Annotated in this window: 13 protein-coding genes; 12 read left to right on the forward strand and 1 reads right to left on the reverse strand. The window is 68.4% G+C overall.

Translation table 11 applies throughout. The annotated features are described in order from the left end of the window. The first annotated feature begins 229 nt into the window (after positions 1-229). The 3 genes from ACYQ2W_RS06675 to ACYQ2W_RS06685 all read left to right on the forward strand — a co-directional run bounded on the left by ACYQ2W_RS06675 (position 230) and on the right by ACYQ2W_RS06685 (position 4,550). Complete coding sequence (locus tag ACYQ2W_RS06675) at positions 230-1,450, forward strand: N-acetylmuramoyl-L-alanine amidase (protein ID WP_459864518.1); 1,221 nt, start codon at positions 230-232, stop codon at positions 1,448-1,450. A gap of 148 nt (positions 1,451-1,598) precedes the next feature. Beyond that, positions 1,599-3,089, forward strand: a complete 1,491-nt coding sequence (locus tag ACYQ2W_RS06680) for an N-acetylmuramoyl-L-alanine amidase (protein WP_459864520.1) — start codon at positions 1,599-1,601, stop codon at positions 3,087-3,089. Between the two features lie 273 nt (positions 3,090-3,362). Next, positions 3,363-4,550 carry an iron-containing alcohol dehydrogenase gene (locus ACYQ2W_RS06685; RefSeq protein ID WP_459864522.1) on the forward strand — a complete coding sequence of 396 codons (1,188 nt, stop codon included), beginning with the start codon at positions 3,363-3,365 and terminating at the stop codon, positions 4,548-4,550. A gap of 461 nt (positions 4,551-5,011) precedes the next feature. Here the strand turns inward: ACYQ2W_RS06685 and ACYQ2W_RS06690 are convergent, their stop codons facing one another. After that, the gene (locus tag ACYQ2W_RS06690) at positions 5,012-10,171 is read right to left on the reverse strand and encodes a RecQ family ATP-dependent DNA helicase (protein ID WP_459864524.1); all 5,160 of its coding nucleotides are present in this window, start codon (positions 10,169-10,171) and stop codon (positions 5,012-5,014) included. Between the two features lie 265 nt (positions 10,172-10,436). On the opposite strand from ACYQ2W_RS06690, the gene ACYQ2W_RS06695 reads away from it, so the two are divergent. From ACYQ2W_RS06695 to ACYQ2W_RS06735, 9 genes are all read left to right on the forward strand, one after another. Continuing rightward, positions 10,437-13,097, forward strand: a complete 2,661-nt coding sequence (locus tag ACYQ2W_RS06695; RefSeq protein WP_459864526.1) for a TrlF family AAA-like ATPase — start codon at positions 10,437-10,439, stop codon at positions 13,095-13,097. Then, positions 13,076-13,879, forward strand: coding sequence for an RNA/DNA-binding domain-containing protein (locus ACYQ2W_RS06700; RefSeq protein ID WP_459864528.1), 804 nt, complete (start codon positions 13,076-13,078; stop codon positions 13,877-13,879). The genes ACYQ2W_RS06695 and ACYQ2W_RS06700 overlap by 22 nt, the downstream gene beginning before the upstream one ends. A gap of 146 nt (positions 13,880-14,025) precedes the next feature. Then, the gene (locus ACYQ2W_RS06705; protein WP_459864530.1) at positions 14,026-14,943 is read left to right on the forward strand and encodes an ABC transporter ATP-binding protein; all 918 of its coding nucleotides are present in this window, start codon (positions 14,026-14,028) and stop codon (positions 14,941-14,943) included. Continuing rightward, positions 14,940-15,716: an ABC transporter permease gene (locus tag ACYQ2W_RS06710; RefSeq protein WP_459864532.1), complete on the forward strand. Its 777-nt coding sequence runs from the start codon at positions 14,940-14,942 to the stop codon at positions 15,714-15,716. Before ACYQ2W_RS06705 ends, ACYQ2W_RS06710 begins: the two co-directional genes overlap by 4 nt. A gap of 165 nt (positions 15,717-15,881) precedes the next feature. Beyond that, positions 15,882-16,526, forward strand: a complete 645-nt coding sequence (locus tag ACYQ2W_RS06715) for a response regulator (protein WP_459864534.1) — start codon at positions 15,882-15,884, stop codon at positions 16,524-16,526. 278 nt (positions 16,527-16,804) lie between these two features. After that, on the forward strand, positions 16,805-18,826 hold the full coding sequence (locus ACYQ2W_RS06720; protein ID WP_459864536.1) for a chemotaxis protein CheA: 2,022 nt from the start codon (positions 16,805-16,807) through the stop codon (positions 18,824-18,826). Further along, positions 18,826-19,413 (forward strand): chemotaxis protein CheW, encoded by a 588-nt coding sequence (locus tag ACYQ2W_RS06725; RefSeq protein WP_459864538.1) that lies wholly within the window; start codon positions 18,826-18,828, stop codon positions 19,411-19,413. The genes ACYQ2W_RS06720 and ACYQ2W_RS06725 overlap by 1 nt, the downstream gene beginning before the upstream one ends. Before the next feature lie 10 nt (positions 19,414-19,423). Further along, a complete protein-coding gene (locus ACYQ2W_RS06730; protein ID WP_459864540.1) occupies positions 19,424-21,046 on the forward strand; it encodes a methyl-accepting chemotaxis protein in 1,623 nt (540 codons plus the stop codon). 161 nt (positions 21,047-21,207) lie between these two features. Further along, positions 21,208-22,299 carry an HD-GYP domain-containing protein gene (locus ACYQ2W_RS06735; protein ID WP_459864542.1) on the forward strand — a complete coding sequence of 364 codons (1,092 nt, stop codon included), beginning with the start codon at positions 21,208-21,210 and terminating at the stop codon, positions 22,297-22,299. The last annotated feature ends 43 nt before the right edge of the window (positions 22,300-22,342 follow it).

Raw genomic sequence — 22,342 nt, forward strand, 5'->3', positions numbered from 1 at the left:
GCGGACTTTTTCCTCAATACCCTCGCTTCTTCTCGCGTCGCTCCTTTTTCCGATTCGTCCCCAATACCTAGTGGTGCTCGCGCCCCGCAAGGGCGTCATGGTGGGTTTCGTTGCGCTCTTTCCACCCCGGGACTCCTTCTCCAAGGCCAAAAAAAATTTATCCGTCGCCTTGCAAACTCTTACGGGTTGTATTAAAAGTCTCTCCTAACACCATGATAAGTAAAGACCAATGCGCACGCTATTCATCCTCTTTCTGAGCATCCTGATGGAGTCGGCGGGGGCCGCCGGGGGGGCGGTGACCGGGGTCGAGGCCTCCTTCGACGGCGCCGCGGGGCGGGTTGAGATGACCGTCGAGGGGCCGGTGGAGTACCACTGGTTCACCCTGGAGCGGCCCGACCGGCTGGTGGTCGATTTCGCGGGGGCGAAGCTCAAGGGCCGCCTGCCGCGCAACGGCATCGCCGGCACCCCGGTGAAGCGGGTGCGTCACGGCTATCGGCAGAACGGGGCGAAGCTGCGGCTGGTGGTCGAGCTGGAGCGGGCCCCCGCGGCGAAGCCGAAGCTGACGCTGGAGGGTGGGCGAGTGGTGGCCCGCTTCACCATCGCGGCGCCCGTGCCGAGTGCCGTCCACCAGTCGCCGGGCCAGCCGGTGCGCAGCATCCGGCAGATCGCCAAGGCCAACGATCTGCGCGACGTCGTGGTCGCCATCGACGCCGGCCACGGCGGCAAGGACGTCGGTGCCGAAGGGCCCGGCGGGGTCTACGAGAAGGATGTGGTGCTGGCAGTGGCGCGCAAGCTGGAGAAGCTGATCGAGCGCGAGCCGGGGATGCGGCCGGTGATGATCCGCGACGGCGACTACTTCCTCCGCCTGCGCACGCGGATGAAGCGGGCGCGGGAGGCGAAGGCCGATCTGTTCATCTCGCTCCATGCCAACTCGTTCAGCGATCCGAAGGTGGGCGGGACGTCGGTCTACGTCCTCTCCGACCGCGGTGCCACCTCCGAGGCGGCGCGCTGGCTGGCGCAGAAGGAGAACGATGCCGACCTGATCGGCGGGGTGAGCCTCGACGACAAGGAGGATAGCCTCAGCGCGGTGCTCCTCGATCTGGCGCAGAACGCCACCCTGGAAGACAGCATCGTCGCCGCCGGCGAGGTGCTCTCGCAGTTCAAGCACCGCGGTCGCGTGCACAAGCGCAACGTGGAGCGGGCGGGCTTTCTGGTGCTGAAGTCGCCGGACGTCCCCTCGATGCTGGTGGAGTTGGCCTTCATCTCCAATCCCCGGGAGGAGCGTCAGCTCTCCTCCTCCTACGACCAGTCGCGCATGGCCCGCTCGCTGGTCGACGGGGTCCGTCGCTACTTCGCCAAGAACGCCCCGCCCGGCACCCGCCTTGCCGAGCAGAACCGCCAGCGGCGGGAGCGGGTCACCTCGGTCGCCTCCGCGGCCACCGGGGGCTGATTCACGCCGCCGAGCGGCGGAAAGTTGCCGCCGGCCCACGCCGAATCGGCATTTTTCTGCTGCGAATTCAATAAAAACAATAGTTTGTTGTGTTTGGTATGCGCCTTGCTAAGTCCCGGGTAGTGATCCGCCCTTCGAGGTCCGACCCATGCGCACGCTGCTCTTTGCCCTGCTCGCGGCCCTTTCCGGCCTGCTCCACGCCGAGTCCGTCTCGGTGGCGGCGCTGCGCCTGACGGGGGAGCCGGCGGCGAGCCGCCTGGAGCTCGAACTGAGTGCCCCGGTCGCCTATGACAGTTTCACCCTGCACACCCCGGAGCGGCTGGTCTTCGACCTGAAGTCGGTGCGGGCGGTGGATCCGGAATTCAGCGTCGACCTCCACGGCGGGGTGGTGAGCGGGGTGCGTAGCGCGCCGCGCGGCGATGGACTGCGGGTGGTGCTCGACCTGACGGGCGGGGCGAAGCACGCGGCGACCCTGCTGCCCCCGGCGGGCGGACAGGGGCACCGGCTGGTGGTGGAGGTGTCGGCGCTCGGTGGCGGCCCGGCGGAACCGCCGGAGGCGCCGACGGCGCCGGCGAAGAGGGCGCCCACGGCAGCGGCAAAGGCGGTGGCCGCCTCCGGCGGGCAACTGCGCGACATCGTCATCCAGCCCCGGGGCCCCGCCCGGTCGGCGGCGGCGCTTTCGCTGCGCGACCTGGTGATCGCCATCGATCCCGGCCACGGCGGCAAGGACCCCGGCGCCATCGGTCCCCGCGGCACCCGCGAGAAGGACGTGGTGCTGGCCATTGCCCACCGCCTCCAGCGGTTGATCAACGACGAGCCGGGGATGCGCGCGACGATGATCCGCGGGGGCGACCGCTTCATCAAGCTGCGCGACCGGATCAAGATTGCCCGTGAGCGCAAGGCCGATCTCTTCATCTCGATCCATGCCGACTCCTACCGCGACTTCGGCGCCTCCGGCTCTTCGGTCTACATCCTTTCGCCGGACGGGGCCAGTTCGGAGGCGGCGCGCTGGCTCGCCGAGAGCGAGAACCGGGCGGACCTGGCCGGCGGCGTGACGCTCGACGACAAGGACCAGATGGTCGCCTCGGTGCTTCTCGACATGTCCCAGACCAAGACCATCGAGGAGAGCTCGGTGGCCGCCGCCGAGGTACTGAAACGGTTGAAGGCGCTGGGCAAGCTGCACAGCCGGCGGGTTCAGCGGGCCGGCTTCGCGGTGCTCAAGTCGCCGGACATCCCCTCCATGCTGGTGGAGACCGGCTTTCTCTCCAACCCGGTGGAGGAGCGCAAGCTGCGCGACCCGGCGCACCAGGGGCGGATCGCCGCGGCGGTGATGGACGGGGTGCGGGTCTACTTCAAGCGCTACGCCCCTCCGGGCACCTGGATCGCCGAGGGCCGGCGTCCTCCGCCGGAGCGTACAGTGGCGCAGGCGCCGCAGCGCGCGGCGCTGCTGCCGACGCGCGCGAGCGATCCCAACGCCCCGCGCCACCACACCATCCGCAGCGGCGACACCCTGTTCAGCATCGCCCGCGACTACCAGGTCGACGTCGGCGCCCTGCGGCTGGTCAACGGATTGAAGGAGAACAGCATCATCCGGGTGGGGCAGCGGTTGCTGATCCCGGCGGTGCGGGAGGGGGTCTGAAGGCGTTGGGTGGCGCGGCTTGGGGCCACTCGTCGGGCGAATGTGGTCGTCGCTACTGCGGCGACGCAAACGAAGGCACTCCCGATAAATCTCGTACCAGTCTTGCCGAGCGGGACGAAACCGCCGGAAAGCGGCTGCCGACCCCAGGCCCGCTGCTTCCGTTTGCGTCGCCGCGGTAGCGACGACTTACACCCGGCTCCATTCCCCGCCCATCATTCATGGTAAAACCTCCCCGTCCGATTCCCTTCCATCTTTCCGCGCAAGGTTGAGCCGATGAACATCCCCGCCTTCTCCATCGCCCGTCTTCCCCGCATCCGTTTCGGCGCCGGCGAGATCGCCGCACTGCCCGAGGAGATCGCTGCCTTCGGTTGCAAGGTGTTGCTGGTTATCGGTCGCCGCTCGTTTCGCGAGGGGGCGTATTGGCAGCGCCTCACCGGGGGATTGGCCGCCTTAGGGGTCCAGTGGGAGCTGTTTTCGGTAGAGGATGAGCCGTCGCCGGAGCTGGTGGATACTGCAGTGGCGCAGTTCAAGGGGCAGGGGTTCGAATGCGTCGCCGGCATCGGTGGTGGCAGCGTGCTCGACGCGGCGAAAGCGATCGCCGGGCTGCTGCCCCACGGCAACTCGGTGATGGACCACCTGGAGGGGGTCGGCCCCGAGATTCCCTACCACGGCCCGCCGCTCCCCTTCATCGCCGTTCCCACCACCGCCGGAACCGGCAGCGAGGCGACCAAGAACGCGGTCTTGAGCCGCCGCGGCACCGACGGCTTCAAGAAGTCGTTCCGCGACGATGACCTGGTGGCGCGGGTGGCGCTGGTCGACCCCGACCTGCTCGCCTCCTGCCCGCGCGGGCTGATCGCCGCCAACGGCATGGACGCCTTCACCCAACTGCTCGAGTCCTATGTCTCCACCCGCGCCAATCCTTTCACCGACGCGCTCGCCTGGTCCGGCATGGAGGCGTTCCGCGACGGCTTCTTCCCGGTGTGGGAGGACGCCGCCTCCGCCGCGGAGGGGCGGGGACGGCTCGCCTACGCCTCGCTGCTCTCCGGCGTCTGCCTCGCCCAGACCGGCCTCGGCTCGGTTCACGGCATGGCCCCGCCGCTGGGTTCGTTCTTCCCGATCCCCCACGGGGTGGCCTGCGGCACCCTGCTGGCGGAGGCGGTGGAGCTCAACATCCGCGCGCTGAAGGCGCGCGCACCCGACAGTCCGGCACTGGCCAAATACGCCCGCGCCGGTCATCTGCTCTCCGCCGACACCCACACCGACGAGAGCGCCTGCGAGGCGCTGGTGGAGGACCTGCGCAGCTGGGTGACGTTGCTGGAGCTGCCCCGCTTGGCGGAATACGGCGTCACCGAGGCCGACCTGCCCCGCATCGCCGCCGCCAGCCGCGGCTCCAGCATGAAGACCAATCCGCTGGTGGTGAGCGACGCGGAGCTGATCGAGATCCTGCGCCGGCGGTTGTAAGGGCCGGCGAAAGAATAACTCCCCGTTTTGGGACGTCGATCCGCTCCCTCCGGCGGCGTTGCGCAAAGGGTTACATACAACGAGTATGCGCCCCTTTGCGCGCCTTGCCGGAGGGACGTCTCAACGCCCCAAAACGGGGAGTTATTCTTTCGCCGGCCCTAAGGGGGTGACCGTCACGTTGGGTTGAGGCTCGTGGGAGTGGCTGTTGGGCTTGGTTCTTCAAAGCCAGGTAGGGGTGCCCAGTTAGGGGCGCGCGCCGCTTTCTTGGGGCGCTTCGGTGGTGTTTTCAGCGTTTGAGGCGGGTGCCGGCGGAGGGGTTGCGGCCTGCGCGCCGCGCCCTACAGGGCGGCCTGTGGCCGCCGTGGTTCGGAGGGACCGAGGTTTGTCCCGGCGGGTTCCGGGATTGGATTGGTGCGCCGCCTGTTGTCGGCACACCCTACCGGGGGGCGTCGTCTCTTCGATCACGCCCGCCATACGATTTCGACCAGTGGGACTTCCCATTCGTCGCAGCGGTAGGTGTAGTTGGGGTCGCCGAGGCGGCGGTTCCAGCGGAGCAGGGCGGTGACGTGGATCGCTTGGATGGCGGGGAGGCGGGGGCGCCACCGTTCGCCGGCGGCCTTGGAGAGGCGGGCGACGGGGTGGCCGGCGGGGGTGGTGAGGGTGACGGTGCCGCGGTCGAGGGTGGCGTGCAGCGGGCTTCCGGGTTGCAAGGCGGCGAGGGCGGCGTGGGTCGGGTGGCCGGGGGAGTAGCGGGCGGCGTAGCCGAGGTGGAGTTCGCGCAGGCCGAGGCGTGCGTAGCGCAGGTTGAGGCGGTCGGCGGGGAGGTCGACGGTGGCGGGGTCTTCCCGTTCCAGCAGGGTCTCGTCGCCGGCGCTCGGCAGGTGGGGGTGGCCGGGGGCGGCGAACAGGGCGAGGGTCTGGCGGGCGCGGGTCATCGCTACGTAGTAGAGGCGGCGTTCGCTCTCGACGGCCTCCGCTCCGCCCTGTTTCAGATCGTGTTGCCAGCCGCCTTCGACGATGAACAGGTGGTCGAACTCCAGTCCCTTGGCGGAGTGGGCGGTGGTCAGGTAGACCCCTTCGCCGAGGCGGGGGGTGAAGTCGCCGTCGCCGAACAGTTCGTAGAGGAATTCGATGGCGCGGTCGGCCGGGAGCTCATGGTCGCCGCTCTCGTCGCGCCATTGGCCGAGGGCGTCGCGCAGCACGCGGTGGATCGGGTTGGCGTCGCCGGTGGGCAGGGTTTCGAGCAGTTCGCCGGCGCGTACCGCGCGCTGGCGGTCGGCCTTCAGCGCGCCCAGGAAGGCGTCGATCTCGCGTACGCGGTGGAAGGGGAGGGTGCGGCGCGCCTCGCGGGCGGTCTGCACCGGGATGCCGCGCGCCTCGCAGGCGGCGCGCACCACGTCGAGGCCGCGCCACTCGCGGGCGATCACCGCGCAGCGGCTCCATGTGAGACCGGGATCTCTCTGGCGCAGCCGCTCCAGTTCGGCGATCAGCGCCTTCGCCTGGTGGGCGACGTCGTGGAAGGGGAGGATCTGCACCCGGCCGCGGGCGAGGGGGTCGCGCTCCTCCCAGGCGCCGCCGGGGGGCGCGTCGCGGCGGCGGCGGTCGATGACGATCGGGTGGTCGCCCTTCATGCGGTCGCCGTTGCGGGCGATCAGGGCGTTGGCGGCGTCGATGATGTGGCCGCTGGAGCGGAAGTTCTCCACCAGGTAGTGGCACTCGGCCTCGTACTCGGCCTGGAAGCGACGGATGAAGGCGACGTTGGTGTGGCGGAAGGCGTAGATGTTCTGGTCGTCGTCACCCACCGCGAGGATCGCCAGCTTGTCGTCGCCGTCGCGCTCGGTGCGGCCGGCCAGGGCGGAGATGAGGTCGTATTGGCGCTGGTCGATGTCCTGGTATTCGTCCACCAGGATGTGGCGGTAGCCGGCGAGCAGCCGTTCGCGCAGCTCATCTCGCTCCAGGCCGGGGAGTTCCCGTTCGCCGCGCAGCAGTTGCAGCGCTTCGTCGAGCAGGGCGTCGAAGTCGATCCGCTCGCCGCTGCGTTCGGCGGTGGTGGCGAAGGAGTGGCCGGTGAGGCGCAGGGCGAGGCCGTGGAAGGTCTGGATGGTGACGCCGAGGGCATCGTCGCCGACCAGTCCGCGCAGCCGGCGGCGCAGTTGGGTGGCGGCGTCGCGGTTGTAGCAGAGCAGGATGATCGCCGTGGGCGGGACGCGCTCGACCCGCAGCAGGTAGGCGCAGCGGTGGACCACCACGCGGGTCTTGCCGGAGCCGGGGCCGGCGAGGACCAGCAGGTTGCGTTCCCGCGGGGCGGTGACGATCGCCTGCTGGGCGGGGTTGCCGAGGGCCTCGACGATCTCGTGATACGAGGCTTGGCTGGTGGCGCGGGCGAGCATCTCCTTCTGGTGGGCGAAGAAGCGGCGGATGAACTCCCCCTTCTCCAGGGTGAAGTAGGCGCTGACCAGGTTGAGCGCCTGGCCGATCTTGCGCAACGCCAGCTGGGCGTACTCGTTCATCACATGGACCTGGAAGGTGCGCTCCTGGTAGTGGTGGGCGAGCGGCTGGTAGTCGCCCCGGGAGTAGCGGCGGCGGGCCGCTTCGGGGTTCAGCCGCAGGGTCATCGCCTGGCGGAAGACGGCGAGACCCTGCTGCAGGGTGATCACCCGCTGTTCGTGGAGGAACATCAGGCCGCGATCCACCGCCGCCAGCGGGTCGCGTAGCTGGTCGGCGAGCAGCAGATCCTCACGCAGCGCCTGGAGCAGGTCGCTGAGGGAGAAGTCGACGTGGACCGTGGCGCCCTTCTCGGCGCCCGGCGGGATGCGGGCGAGGAGCGCGTTGAGCACGCTCTGGGCGATCTGGTGGCGCCGCTCGGCGGTGGTCACCAGATCGTGCCAGCTCCGTTGCAGGCGGATCGAGTAGTGGTCGCGGCTGACGTGGCGCAGGACGATCGAGCCCTGGCGACCGGCCAGCCCCTTGCCGTCGTGGCTGAGGCTGGCCAGCAGCAGGCGCAGGGTCTCCGGGTTGCTGTCGTGGCCGTCGTCGAGCAGCCGCTGGTTGAGGCGGCGCAGGGAGAGCTGCTGGCCCTTTTCGTCGGCGGCGTCGGGTGCCTCCTCGGGGAGGAGCTGGAGCATCGCCTTCTCCAGGCGGCAGACCTGCTCCAGCAGTTGGCTGGAGGCGTTGGCGATCTTGTGGCGGACGAAGGCGGTGAGGCGCATCCCCTCCTCGATCAGCCCTTGAGCGGCCATGTCCTGGAGGGTGCGCAGCACCCGTTGCGCCTCGGTCTCGCTGGGGCGGTCGCCGTCGTGGCGGCGGAAACTGGTGTGCTCGGCCAGTTCGTCGGCGCTGAAGCCCTCGTCGGGGTCGGCGTTGAACAGCCGTACCAGGATGGCGTGCCAGCGCGCCCGCTGGATCGGGTTCTCCACCAGCCGCTCCATGCGCCGCTCCGCCTCCGCCAGGTCGGGCACCTTGGGGCGCCCCTGGAAGACCTGGGTGCGGTTGCGGTTGCGCTCCAGATAGCCGGCGCGCTCCAGCCACGCCACCGCGGTCTTCACCTTGGTGTCGGCCTGGCGGTCGTCGCGCTCGAAGGAGACTTCCAGATCATCCTGGCGCAACAGCTCGCCGGGAGTGAGCGCGACCTCCTCTTTCTTGAACTTCTTGGCGACTTTCCGGATTGCCCTCAGCAAGAGATAGAGATCGTGGCGGCTCAGCTCGGAGAGGGCGCCGAGCTTGAACTGCTGCTCGATGTCCCGCTCCTCGTAGAGCAGGATGCAGCGCGCCGCCCGGCGGTCGCGGCCGGCGCGTCCGGCCTCCTGCAGGTAGTTTTCGAGCGAGCCGGGGATGTCGGCGTGGATCACCAGCCGCACGTCCTCCTTGTCGATCCCCATGCCGAAGGCGTTGGTGGCACAGATCACGCGCAGCTCGCCGGCGACGAAGGCGTCCTGGATCTGGCGCTTGCGCGGCACCTCCAGGCCGGCGTGGAAGCACTCGGCGCTCCACCCCCGGCCGCGCAGGAATGTGGCGGTCTCCTCGGTGGCGGCACGGCTGGCGCAGTAGACCACCGCCGCACCCGCCTCGGCGAGCCCCTCGCGCAGCAGCTCGTCGATCCGCGGCTGCTTCTCGGCGGCGCGGGTGAGCTGCACCTCGAAGGTGAGGTTGTCGCGGTCGACGCCGCCGGCGAAGACCTCGAGCGATTGGCCCAGCTCGCGCTGGAAGTGCTCCAGGATCTCCCCCTTCACCTCCTGCTTGGCGGTGGCGGTGAAGCACTGCACCGGCGGCAGCGGCTCGCCGCTCTCGCTCGCATGCTCCTTGATGAAGCGGGCGGCATAGAGGTAGTCGGGGCGGAAGTCGTGGCCCCACTTGGAGAGGCAGTGGGCCTCGTCGAAGACCCAGGCGCCGATCTCGCGCTGCTTGATGGCGTTGATGAAGGAAGTATTGCGCAATTGCTCCGGGGCGACGTAGAGCAGCGCCACCGTGCCCAGGCGCACCCGCTCCAGCACCTCGCTCCGTTCCGGCGGGGTGAGCATGCCGGAGAGCGCCGCGGCGTTGATCGAGCCGCTGTTGCGCGCCAGATTCTCCACCTGGTCCTTCATCAGCGCCTGCAGCGGCGAGATGACGATGGTCAGCACGCCGCGGCGCAGGTAGCGCACCAGGGCGGGGAGCTGGTAGCAGAGCGATTTGCCGCCGCCGGTGGGGAGGATGGCGAAGAGCGGCTGGTCGCGCATGCCGGCGGTGACGATCGCCTGTTGCAGGCTGGAGCCGTCCGCCGCGGCGGGGAGCGGGCGGAAGGCGGGGAAACCGAAGAAGCGCTCCAACTGGCCCGCCGGGTCGTGGGTCTCGCGGCAGTAGCGGCAGGCGGGATCGCCGCAGGGGCGGTCGCGCAGCCGGCGCAGCTGGCGCGGCACCTCCTTGAAGGTGTGGCGGACCCACGCGGGGAGCACCGAGTCACCGCCGGCGACGCGCAGCCAGGCCAGGGTGTAGGCGAGCGGCGGGCGGCGCTCGGGGGTGGTGAGCAGCGACCGGGCCAGCTTGTCGGCAGCGGTGGTGCAGGTACGGTCGGCGATCAGGGCTTGCCACCGGACGATCGCTTCGGTGTCGTCCAGCGGGGCGGCGCCGAGGGCGGAGAATACCTCGACGATCCCGCGGTAGCGGGGATCGGCGGAGAAACACCAGCGATAGAGGGCGAGCAGACCGGGGTGATGCGCCTCCTGCTCGGCAAACGCCTGCCACTGGTCGCGGAACACCCGGGCGGCGAGCCGGGCGTCGAGCAGCGGGTCGTTGCGGTGGTCGCGGACCAGCTTGTAGTCCTTGATCAGGTGATGGTAGGGATTCTCGGGAAAGGCCAGGGGGGAGAGAAAGAGGGTGTCGATCACCGGCCGTTCGAGCAGCCGCGGGGTGGCGCCGAGGCCGTGGAGGATCGGCAGGTCGTGGTCGAGTAGATTGTGGCCGAGGAGGTATTCGGCCCGTTTCGCGAGCGCCTCCAGCGCCGCGAGGCTCGCCGCCCGGTCGAAGGGGTGTCGCCGTTGGAGGGTGTCGCTTGCCAGTTGGGCTCCGAGGGCGAGGAGGCGGCCGTCGTGATCGGTCTCCAGATCGAGGAGGAGCGTTCGCTCCAGCAGGGCGTCGAGGTCCATGTCGTTGTTGTCGGTAAGATTTTCCTGGAGTGCCGGGCGGGGAGGAGTATATCGGAGTGGCGTGTAAGAAATTTCCGATAATTCATTTCTGTCTTACCGGTCAAGGCACTCTCCCATGCACATCCCGGCAGCGTGGGGTTCGACTTGGCGCGCGGTTCGAAATGTCGATAATGGGAGCTTCCTTGGATTCCACGCCCGCCGATGGATGGCCGCTCGAGAGCCCGACAGGCTTCCCGGGTCATCTGAGGCGCCACCGAGCCGTTTCATGAGTCAGGCCGACACCGCACCTCCCTCCATTCCGACTCCTGACTCGTCCGTGGGGCGTTTCCCCCACGGCAGCGAATGGGTGCGGGCCGATTTCCATCTGCATACCCGTGCCGATCGCGAGTTCTCGCCCGAGGCGCGGGTCATGGAGAAGCACGACTATCGGCAGGCGTATGTCGCGGCGTTGCGGGCGGCGTCGATCCGGCTCGGCGTGGTGACCAATCACAACAAGTTCGACCGTGAGGAGTTCAAGGAGCTGGAAAAGGCGGCGGAGAGGGAGGGGATCGCGCTCTTTCCGGGCTTGGAGTTCTCGCTGCGCGAGGGGATCCATCTGCTGATCGTCTTCAGCCACAGCTGGTACGAGGGGGAGGACCGGATCAACAACTTCCTCAACGCAGCCTTTCTTGGTATCCCAAACTACGACGCCCCGAACTATCCCAACTCCAGATTCGATTTGCAGGAGACGGTGGCGCACCTGGACGTATTGGGCCTCGGCTATTTCCTGATGCTGGCACACGTGGACGATACCAATGGCCTGTTCAAGGTACTCAAGGGGCGTACGCTGGAACAGTTCGTTCAGCAAGAGGCATTCCGGCGCGTTCTGGCGATACAGAAGAGCGGCAATCTCCAGAACTACCAGCGGTTGTGCCAACTGGCCGGCCGGGAGATCGCCTGCGTGCAGGGAAGCGACCGGGCCCACGAGGGGATCGGGGGGATCGGTCAGGGCCGCTCCGGCTATCTCAAATTGGGCTCCTTCGACTTCGAGGCGGTGCGCTTCGCCCTCGGCAGTGCGGCGGAACGGGTCGCCCGCGAGGCGCCTTCGCTCGGCCACTCGCATATCGAGGCGGTGCGTTTCGAGGGGGGGCTGCTGGAGGGAAGACGCTATTCCCTCAACCCCGGCCTCAATTGCCTGATCGGCATTCGCGGCAGCGGCAAGTCCAGCCTGCTCGAGGCGATCCGCTTCGCCATCGGGCTGCCGTTCGGTGAGAAGGCCCAGGACCGCGAGTACAAGGAGAAGCTGTTGCCCCATCTGGTGGGCAGCGGCGGGGTGGTGGTGGTCGAGGCGCGCAACCACCTGGGGCAGGTCTACGAGGTGCGGCGGATCGTCAACCACGCGCCGGACGTCTATCGCGAGGGAGCGATGCAGCCGGGCGTTCAGGTGGAGGGGACGGTGCTGCGTAAGCCGCTCTACTTCGGTCAGAAGGACCTCTCCGCCACCGGTGAGGGGTTCGAGCGGGACCTGGTGGAGAAGCTGGTCGGCGACCGTCTGGGCGGGATTCGAGAGCGGATCCGAGGGGCCCGCCAGGCGGTGGTGGAGGCGGTGCGCGGTGTCCGCTGGACCGCCGAGGAGGCGGAGCGGCTCGCCGCTAAACTGGATGAATTGAGTGGCGTGGAGCACCAGTTGGGGATCTACGCCCAGTTCGGTATCGAGGCGCGCCTGAAGGAGCAGCTGGAGCTGGAGAAGGACCTGCGCCACTGCGCGCGGACCGAACAGCGGGTGGAGGCGTTGCTCCGCTCCCTGGAGGAGATGCTGCGTGAGCACGAGGACGATATCGCCAACGTGGATCGCTACCGCTCCGAGGTCTCCGAGACGTTCTTGGAGGGGTACCGGCAGGCCTTCGCTCCGGTGCGCGAGGGCCTTTCCACGCTGCATCGCCTGATCGACGAAAATCGCGCAGCGTTGACCAAGCTGCGGGCGATGCGGGGGGAGTTGGAGACGCGGCAGACCACCCAGAAGCAGGAGTTCGCCGAGGTGGAGCGGCAGATCGCCGGTGAATTGAAGGCGCAGGGGCACGAGCAGGTGTCGACCGATGAGTTCAAGGGGCTGAGCCGTCGGCAGGTTGCGCTGAAGCAGCAGGTGGAGGAGCTGGGGGCGCGGCTCGCGCGGGAGCACGATCGGGAGGCCGTTCTGGCGCAGGCCCTGGCCGCCTTGAACGAGGCGTGGCTCCAGGAGTTCCGCACCTTGGAGGGGGCGCTCGCCGGGGTCAACGAGGCCCACGGGGCGCTACGCATCGAGACCGAATTCAAGGGAGATCGGGGCTCGATGGAAAAGAGGATGGAGGAGCTGTTCCGCGGTACCGGGGTACGTAAGGATGCGTTCGGCGCCCTGGTGGAGAAATATGTGGATTTCGGCGCAATCTACCGCGATCTGGACGAGGCGTGCAAGCTGGCGCGCGGCAAGGCGGAGGCCTTCCGCGAGCGCTTCCTCGCGGAGTTGGAGGCGCTGCTCACCCATCAGGTGGAGAATCACTTCGAGGTGCGCTACCACGACAAGCCGCTGCGCGACCACTCCCTCGGGCAGCGTGCCTCGGCCCTGATGCTGTTCATCCTCTCCCAGCGGGACAACGACCTGGTGCTGATCGATCAGCCGGAGGACGATCTGGACAACCAGACCCTCTATCAGGAGGTGATCAAGCTGATCAAACAGTTGAAACCGCAGATGCAGTTCATCTTCGCCACCCACAACGCCAACATCCCGGTGCTGGGCGATGCGGAGCAGATCCTCGCCTGCCGGTTCGAGGGGGAGGGGATGATGGTCGAGAGCGGCAGTGTCGACGACCCGCGAATGCAGCGGCGGGTGGTGGACGTCATGGAGGGGGGGGAAGAGGCCTTCAACGAGCGCAAGCGGATCTACGAGTCATGGACCTTGCCCAACTGTTAGAGATCGTCGCCCGCGGCGAAGACAGCCACCACCAGTTCAAGGAGGACTACCGCAACGCCGACGGGCTGGCGGCGGAGATGGCCGCGTTTGCCAACGGCGCGGGTGGAACGTTGCTGATCGGGGTCTCCGATGAGGGTGAGATCACCGGCCTCTCCGCCGAGGACGTGGGGCGGTTGAACAACCTGATCTCCAACGCGGCGTCGCAGCATGTGCGCCCGCCGCTCCATCCGCAGACCAGCAACGTGATGACCGAGCGCGGCGTGGTCATCGCGGCGCGGATTCCCACCGGCCTGAACCGCCCCTACATGGACAATCAGGGCCGGATCTGGGTCAAGAGCGGTGCGGACAAACGTCACGTCACCGCGCGGGAGGAGATGCAACGCCTGTTTCAGCAAGCGGGATTGATCTATGCCGACGAGTTGCCGGTGGAGGGGGCCACGGCCGGCGATCTGGATCGGGTGCTGGTCAACGCGCTGATCCATCGCGACTATTTCATCAACGCGCCGGTGCGCGTGTTGCTGTTCGCAGATCGGATCGAGATCAGCAGCCCGGGCCATCTGCCCAACCACCTGACCACCGAGCAGATCCGTCACGGACTCTCCAACATCCGCAATCCCAGCCTGATGTCCCATGCCACCCATCTGCTCCCCTACCGGGGGTTGGGGAGCGGCATTCCGCGGGTGTTGCGCGCCTATCCCGCAGTGCGTCTGGTGGACGATCGGGAGGGTAATCAGTTCACTGCGATCATCGAACGACCGGCGGACCCGCATGGGGGAGGGTGAGCATCACTCCTTCGATGCCGTCGCGCCTCCTTTCGTCGCCTCGGCGACGTCGCGACCGTTGGCTGCCCGAAGGGTCACAAGTTGTAGGTTTTTCCTGCACCCCGCTATCCGTATACTGCCCGCCTGTCACCTGCCGACCTATTCAAATGACCCCCGCCCTCGCCATCCGCAACCTCTGCAAGACCTACCGCAACGGCTTCGTCGCCCTGAAGGGGATCGACCTCACGGTGGAGCAGGGGGATTTCTTCGCCCTGCTCGGGCCCAACGGGGCGGGCAAGTCGACCACCATCGGTATCGTCACCTCCCTGGTCAACAAATCGGGGGGCGCGGTGGAGGTGTTTGGCCACGACATCGACCGCGCGCCGATGGCCGCCCGCTGCGCGATCGGCGTGGTGCCCCAGGAGTTCAACTTCAACATCTTCGAGCCGGTGGAGGAGATCGTCCTCAACCAGGCCGGCTACTACGGCATGGCCGGGGCCGAGGCACGGGAGCGCTGCGACCACTTTCTCCAGCGACTGGGGCTGTGGGAGAAACGCCGGGGCACGGCGCGCAACCTTTCCGGCGGCATGAAGCGGCGGCTGATGATCGCCCGCGCCCTGGTCCACGCGCCGCGGCTGCTGATCCTCGACGAGCCCACCGCCGGGGTGGACATCGAGCTGCGTCGCCACATGTGGGACTTCCTCACCGAGATCAATGCCGCCGGCACCACCATCATCCTCACCACTCACTACCTGGAGGAGGCCGAGCGGCTGTGCCGCAACATCGCCATCATCGACGAGGGGGAGATCATCGAGAACACCTCGATCAAGGCGCTGCTCGGCAAGCTCGACTGTGAGGTGTTCATCCTCGATACCCGGGAATCGCCGGCGGAAGCGCCGGAGTTGGAGGGGTATCGGCTGCTGCGGGCCGAGGACAAGGTGCTGGAGGTGGAGGTGCCGCGGTCGCTGGGGATCAATCCGCTGTTCCGCCAGCTGGAGCGCCACGGCATCGAGGTGGTGAGCATGCGCAATCGTCACAACCGGCTGGAGGAGCTGTTCCTGTCGCTGGTGGAGGAGCGTCCATGAAGCGAACCCACCCCCACTGGATCGCCTTTTCCACCCTGCTGCGCAAGGAGGTGCGCCGCTTCGTGCGTATCTGGCCGCAGACCGTGCTGCCGGCGGCGGTCACCACCGGTCTCTATTTCGTCATTTTCGGCCGCCTGATCGGCAGCCAGATCAGCCCCATCGACGGTTACCGCTTCATCGACTACATCGTGCCGGGACTGATCGGCATGTCGGTGATCACCAACGCCTACTCCAACGTGGTCTCCTCCTTCTTCAGCGCCAAGATGCAGCGCTACGTCGAGGAGCTGCTGGTGGCGCCGCTGCCCAACCGCCTGATCCTGCTCGGTTACGTCGGTGGCGGGGTGGCGCGCGGGCTGGCGGTGGGGGCGGCGGTGGCGGTGGTCGCCTCGCTGTTCACCGATCTCCACCTGCATTCGTTCGGCATCACCGCGGCGGCGGTATTGCTGTCGGCGCTCATCGCCTCCCTCGGCGGCTTCATCAACGCCATCCACGCCAAGACCTTCGACGACATCAGCATCATCCCCACCTTCATCCTCACCCCGCTCACCTATCTGGGCGGGGTGTTCTACTCCATCGCCATGTTGCCCGGGGTGTGGCAGGAGGTGTCGCGGTTCAATCCGATCCTCTACGTGGTCAATGCCTACCGCTACGGTCTGCTCGGGGTGAGCGACGTCCACATGGGCAGCGCCTTTGCGATCATCGGCCTGTTCGTGGTGGTGCTCTACGCCTACTGCCTGCGGCTGCTCGACAAGGGCACCGGCATCCGATCCTGACTTCCTTTTCCCATGGCCGCCGTGCAATCCAGACGGAGCGAGGGTGGGAAAAGGAAGAATATGGGGGGCGCGCGGTCGGGAGAGCCTACCCGGCAATGGCGGTGTCGTTGCCGTCCGGCTATCTTCGAAGTGTAATTCCGCACTTACCCCCACTCCGTCACTTCCATGCTTGAACCGATCAGCGTCCTCATCGTCGACGACCACCGCGTGGTTCGCGCCGGCTTCCGCTACTTGCTGGAGACCGTCGGCGGCTTCCGCGTGGCCGGGGAGGCCGATGGCGGTGCGCAGTGCCTGCGGCAGTACGCTGAATGCGTCCCCGACGTGGTGCTGCTCGACCTGATGATGGAGCCGATGGACGGCATGGAGACCCTCCACCGGCTGCTCGCCCGCGACGACGATGCCAACGTGCTGATCCTCAGTGGCCGCAAGGAGCCGATGTTCGCCGAACGGGCGCTGGCCGAGGGGGCCTCCGGCTACCTCTGCAAGTGCGTCACCCCGGAACTGCTGATCGAGGCGATCCGCACGGTGGCCGGCGGCGGCCACTTCATCGATCCGGAGATCGCCCAGGAGATCGCCCTGCGCCATACCCGCCGGCAGCCGGAGAACCCCTTCGGACACCTCTCCTCACGGGAGTTCAACGTCTTCCTCCAGCTCGCCCGCGGCCGCCGCTACGGTGATATCGCCAGCGAGCTCTGCGTCAGCGAGAACACCATCGCCACCTATGCCCATCGCATCCGGCAGAAGCTCGGGGTGGATAGCCGCTCGGAGCTGATCAAGCTGGCGCTGACCCACGGCCTGTTGGACGACTAGACGTCCGACGGCCCGTACCGCTTGTTCGGGTCATCCTCGTCCCCCCTTCCCAAACCCCTTATTTTTCGATCGTACTTCTGCTGATTTTTGTAAATATTTCTTTACACGTATGAAATAAATATTGCGATTTAAACAAGGTAAATGCGGCATATGAAGTAGGAAAATTCCTCTACTGTTTAGCCATCAGTCGTATTAGCCCACCTCGTTTTGTGGTGTTTCCTACGAAATCGAAGATTTCGGAAGGGGTAGGTTCAGCGGCACCGATGGAGTGGATGGTAATGAATTTGACTACATTCCCGCACCGCCCCGGAGCGCCCCTCGAAAGGGGGGCGGGCGGCGCGGAGCCGGTCATCGGAGAGCCCGGGGCACGGGGGGACGACCCGGTCCGCCTGCGCGAGGCGGACGCGGCGCTCGGCGCGCGGCTCGCCCGCTGCCTCGACGAGGCGCCGGTCGAGGCTGCCCCGCCGGCGAGCGCGGCGTCGCCCGCGACGGAACCGGAGGCGGAACCGGCCGCGGCGGCCGACGGCCACTGGCACATCTCGCTGCGTTTCGACGGCGACGTGCTGCGCGCCGGGCTCGATCCGCTGGCCTTCGTCCGTTGTCTCAACCGGCTCGGCCGCGTCGAGGCGGTGGAGACCGTGACCGACGCGCTGCCGGAGGCCTCGGAGCTGGACCCCGAGAGCAATTACCTCGGCTTCGAGGTGGGTTTCCGCGGGGCGGTCACCGAAGCGCAGATCGAGGAGGTGTTCGAGTTCGTCCGCGACAGCTGCCGCTTGACCATATTCCCGCCGGGCGCCGCGGAGGAACGTTTCGACCTGTGGCTGGCCCAGCTCCCCGAGGGGCCGCTACGCGGGCGCGAGCTGCTCGCCGCCTGTGGCACCGTGCCGGCGCGGCGGGCGGCGGTCGTGGCGCCGGCCGCGGCTCCGGTTCCCGTGCCTTCCGGTGCCACCGCGCCTCCGGCGGTGGCCGCGACCGCGGACGCGGAGTCACCGTCGCCGCCTGCCGTCGCGCAAGCCACCGCCCAGCCGGCTGCCCAAGCGGCTACCCAGTCGGCCGCCGGCGCCACCGTGCGCATCGACGCGGCGCGTCTCGACGAGCTGATCAACCTGGTGGGCGAACTGGTGATCGGCGTGGCCGGCGGCGACCTGCTGGCGCGGCGCGCCGGGATCGGCGAGCTGGTGGCGGCCCACGAGGGGATCGCCCGGCTGGTCGAGGACATCCGCGACACCGCCCTGCGCCTGCGCATGGTGCCGATCGGCGAGACCTTCCGCCGCTTCCAGCGGGTGGTGCGCGACGGCGCCCACGAGCTGGGCAAGAAGATCGAGCTGGTGGTGCGCGGCGGCGACGCCGAGCTGGACAAGGTGGTGGCCGAGCGGGTCGGCGACCCGCTGCTGCACCTGGTGCGCAACGCCATGGACCACGGCCTGGAGGGGCCTGCCGAGCGGCTCGCCGCCGGCAAGCCCGAGGTCGGGCGGCTCAGCCTGGAGGCCTACTACGACTCCGGCAGCATCGTCATCGAGGTGGCCGACGACGGCCGCGGTCTCTCCCGCGGGCGGATCCTCGCCCGCGCGGTGGAGCGCGGGCTGCTCGAACCCTCGGTGCTCGACCAGCCGCCGCCGCTTCCCGATCGCGACCTCTTCCGGTTGATCTTCGAGGCCGGCTTCTCCACCGCGGAGCAGGTGAGCAAGCTCTCCGGCCGCGGCGTCGGCATGGACGTGGTGCGGCGCAACATCGAGGCGCTGCGCGGCACGGTGGAGCTGGAGAGCCGCGAGGGGGCTGGCTGCCGGGTGCGCATCCGCCTGCCGCTCACCCTGTCGATCATCGACGGCTTCCTGCTGCGCGTGGGGCGCACCCGCTACGTGGTGCCGCTGGACATGATCGTCGAGTGCATCGAACTGGCCGACTGCGGCGGCGGTGGGGCGGGGAGCCATGGCCTGTTCAACCTGCGCGGCGAGGTGCTGCCCTACCTGCGCATGGGCGAGCTGTTCCACGACCGTCGCGGCGACGGTGAGGAGAACATCGTGGTGGTGCGCACCGGCGGCCACAAGGCCGGGCTGGTGGTCGACGAGCTGCTCGGCGGGACGCAGACGGTGATCAAACCCCTCGGCCCGCTGTTCCGCCGGCTGCGCGGGATCAGCGGCTCGACCATCCTCGGCAGCGGCGAGGTGGCGCTGATCCTCGACGTGCCGGAACTGGTCCATCGCGCGGTGAACTCCGCCGCTACCGGTTTCCGCTTTGGGGCCGCGGGGCGAGCCGCTGCGGAGGGTGAGTTCGTTCCGTTCACCGCGGGAGGTCACTGATGAAACGGCACAACGGCGAGGAGACGAAGATGGCGGGCGGCGGTGAGCAGTATCTCACCTTCGTCCTCGGCGGCGAGGTGTTCTCCATGGCGATCAGCCGCATCCAGGAGATCATCGAGTACGGGGAGCTGACCTACGTCCCCCTGGTGCCGGAGTTCATCCGCGGGGTGTTCAATCTGCGCGGCCGGGTGGTGCCGGTGATCGATCTCTCGGTGCGCCTCGGTCGCCACCCGGCCGAGCTGAGCGTCGACAGCTGCATCGTCATCGTCGAGGTGGCGGCCGGCGAGGGCGAGGAGCCGCTGGCCATCGGCATGCTGGTCGACGGGGTACGCCAGGTGCTGGAGATTGCCGCGGCGCAGATCGAGCCGCCGCCGGCCTTCGGCGCCCGGGTGCGCACTGACTTCATCGAGGGGATGGTCCCCGCGCAGGGGGGCTTCATGATCCTCCTGCAGGTGGATGCGGTGCTTTCGGTAGAGGAGATGTCGCTGCTCGACCGGGTGGTCGGGGAGCAGGAATCCGGGGCGGAGGCGCCGTTCGCGCCCGTCGCCGGTCAACGTGTACAGGCCGCGCCGCAAGGCCGGCATTAGGAGAACGGTCATGACCATGAAGACGATGCGTATCCGCCGCTTCCGCGACCTCGGGGCGTCGGTGAAGATTCTCGGGCTGTTCGTCACGGTGACCGCCTTCGCCCTGTGGGGGCTGGTCGTGTTCTTCCTGCCGATGGTGGAACGCAGCCTGATGCATGAGAAGGAGGACGCCATCAAGGCGGTGGTGGAGGTGGCCTATCACGTGGCCGCGGGATTCGAGCGGCGCGCCGAGACCGGCGAGCTGAGCCGCATCGAGGCGATGAAACGCGCCGCCGCCGCCCTGGAGCAGCTGCGCTACCACGGCGAGGAGTACTTCTTCGTCATCGACCGCGACCGCACCCTGGTGATGCACCCCTTCAAGCAGGAGGCGGTGGGTAAGGACGTCACCGAGAGCCGCGACCCCGACGGCAAGCAGCTCTTCGTCGAGATGGCGCGGGTCGCCGCCGACAAGGGCGAGGGGCTGGTGGACTACAAGTGGGCCAAACCGGGCGAGAGCGAGCCGGTGGCGAAGATCTCCTACGTCAAGCTGTTCGCGCCGTGGGGCTGGGTGATCGGCAGCGGCATCTACGTCGACGACGTGGAGGAGCAACTGGCGGCGATGCGGGTCAATTTCCTGGTGCCGACGGTGGGGGCGACCCTGCTCGCGCTGCTGCTGGCCTACCTGATCATCCGTTCGGTCACCCGCCCGCTCAACCAGGCGGTGGAGGTGGCGCAGCGGCTCGCCGGCGGCGACCTGACCATGGAGCTGGAGAGCGACCGCGACGACGAGGCCGGCCGGCTGCTGCGGGCGATGGGCGAGATGGTGCGTAGCCTGCGCCGGGTGATCGGCGAGGTGGAGATCTCCTCCCAAGGCGTGGCCAGCGGCAGCGAGCAGCTGAGCAGCGCCGCCCAGGGGCTCTCCCAGGGGACCACCGAGCAGGCGGCGGCGGTCGAGCAGCTCTCCTCGTCGATGGATGAGATGGTTTCGATCATCCGCCAGAACGCCGACAACGCCCAGCAGACCGAGCAGATCGCACAGCAGATGGCCGGCGACGCGACCCACGGTGGCGAGGCGGTGGCGGCAACGGTCACCGCCATGAAGCAGATCGCCGAGCGCATCACGATCATTGAGGAGATCGCCCGCCAGACCAACCTGCTGGCGCTCAACGCCACCATCGAGGCGGCGCGCGCCGGCGATGCCGGCAAGGGCTTCGCGGTGGTCGCCGCCGAGGTGCGCAAGCTGGCCGAGCGCAGCCAGGGGGCGGCGAGCGAGATCAGCGACCTCTCCGCCGACAGCCTGGAGGTGGCCGAGCGGGCCGGCGAGCTGCTGGTGCAGATCGTCCCGGAGATCCGCCGCACCGCCGACCTGGTGCAGGAGATCAACGCCGCCAGCGCCGAGCAGTACACCGGCGCCGAGCAGATCAACCAGGCGGTGCAGGAGCAGGACACGGTGATCCAGCAGAACGCGGCGGCCTCCGAGGAGCTGGCGGCCACCTCCGAGGCGCTCTCCGCCCAGGCCCGGGAACTGAAGCGTTCGATCGCCTTCTTCACCGTGCAGGCCGCGCCGCCCGCCCCCGCCGCCGGCGCGGCGCCGGCGCCGCTGCTCGCCCACGGCGCCCCGTTCGGGCCGATGGTCCCGGCGGGCGGGGCGTGAGCGGGGGAGGGGGGGCCGTTCGTCGGCCATGCCGAGGGGCTCCACGGCATGGTCCCGGAGCGGGTCGCCGAGCGGCCGTCGGTCGATCGGCGAGTGTGAAGAGGCGGGCGACCCGCTGCCGCGGGTGGGCCGTATCCCGGGGGCGTGAAGGGGGAGATGGGATGATCAGGGAAATACTCAACGCCAGGATCCTGGTGGTCGATGATGAGACGATCAACATCCGTATGCTGGAGCGGATGCTGCACATGGAGGGCTACCGCGACTTCACCGGCGAGTACGACCCGCGGCGAGTGGCGGAACGGCATCGCAAGCGCGCCTTCGACCTGATCCTGCTCGATCTGCGCATGCCACACCTGGACGGCTTCGAGGTGATGCGTCGGCTGCGCGAGGTGGAGCGGGGGGACTACCTGCCGGTGCTGGTGCTCACCGCCCAGACCGACGACGAGACCCGGGTGCGCGCCCTCTCCTCGGGGGCCAAGGATTTCGTCACCAAGCCGTTCAACCGGGTCGAGGTGCTCAACCGCATCCGCAACCTGCTCGAGGTACGGCTGCTCCACGAGCAGGTGCGCGACCAGAACCTGATCCTGGAGCGCAAGGTGCGCGAGCGCACCCGCGAGCTGTGGCGCACCCGCCGCGAGATCATCCACCGCCTCGGCCGCGCCGCCGAATACCGCGACAACGAGACCGGTCTGCATGTGATCCGGGTGGGCAAGCTGTGCGAGCTGCTCGGCCGGGCCGTCGGCATGGAGGCACGGGCGGTGGAGCGGCTGCTCCACGCCAGCCCGATGCACGATATCGGCAAGATCGGCATCCCCGACGCGATCCTGCTCAAGCCGGGACGGCTGGACGCCACGGAGTGGGAGGTGATGAAGCGCCACACCGTGATCGGCGCGGAGCTGTTGCAGGGCCACGGCCACGACCTGCTGGAGATGTCCCGCGAGGTGGCGCTGACCCACCACGAGCGGTGGGACGGCGAAGGCTACCCGTGCGGGCTGGCGGGGGCGGCGATCCCGCTGGTCGGGCGGATCACCGCGGTGTGTGACGTGTTCGACGCGTTGACCTCGCCACGCCCCTACAAAGCGGCATGGGAGGAGACGCGGGCCTTCGACTATCTGGCGGCGCACGCCGGGAGCCAGTTCGATCCGTCGCTGGTGGCGGCGTTTCTCGAACGGCGCCAGGAGGTGAGCGCGATCCGCGCCCGCTATGCCGAGCCCGAGACGCCGGAGTCCGTCACCGAGGAGATGCGCTGCTGATGGGCGTCTCCGCCTCGCCGTGGGGGGTAAGGGCCCGCGAAAG

The organism is Endothiovibrio diazotrophicus (assembly GCF_054657215.1).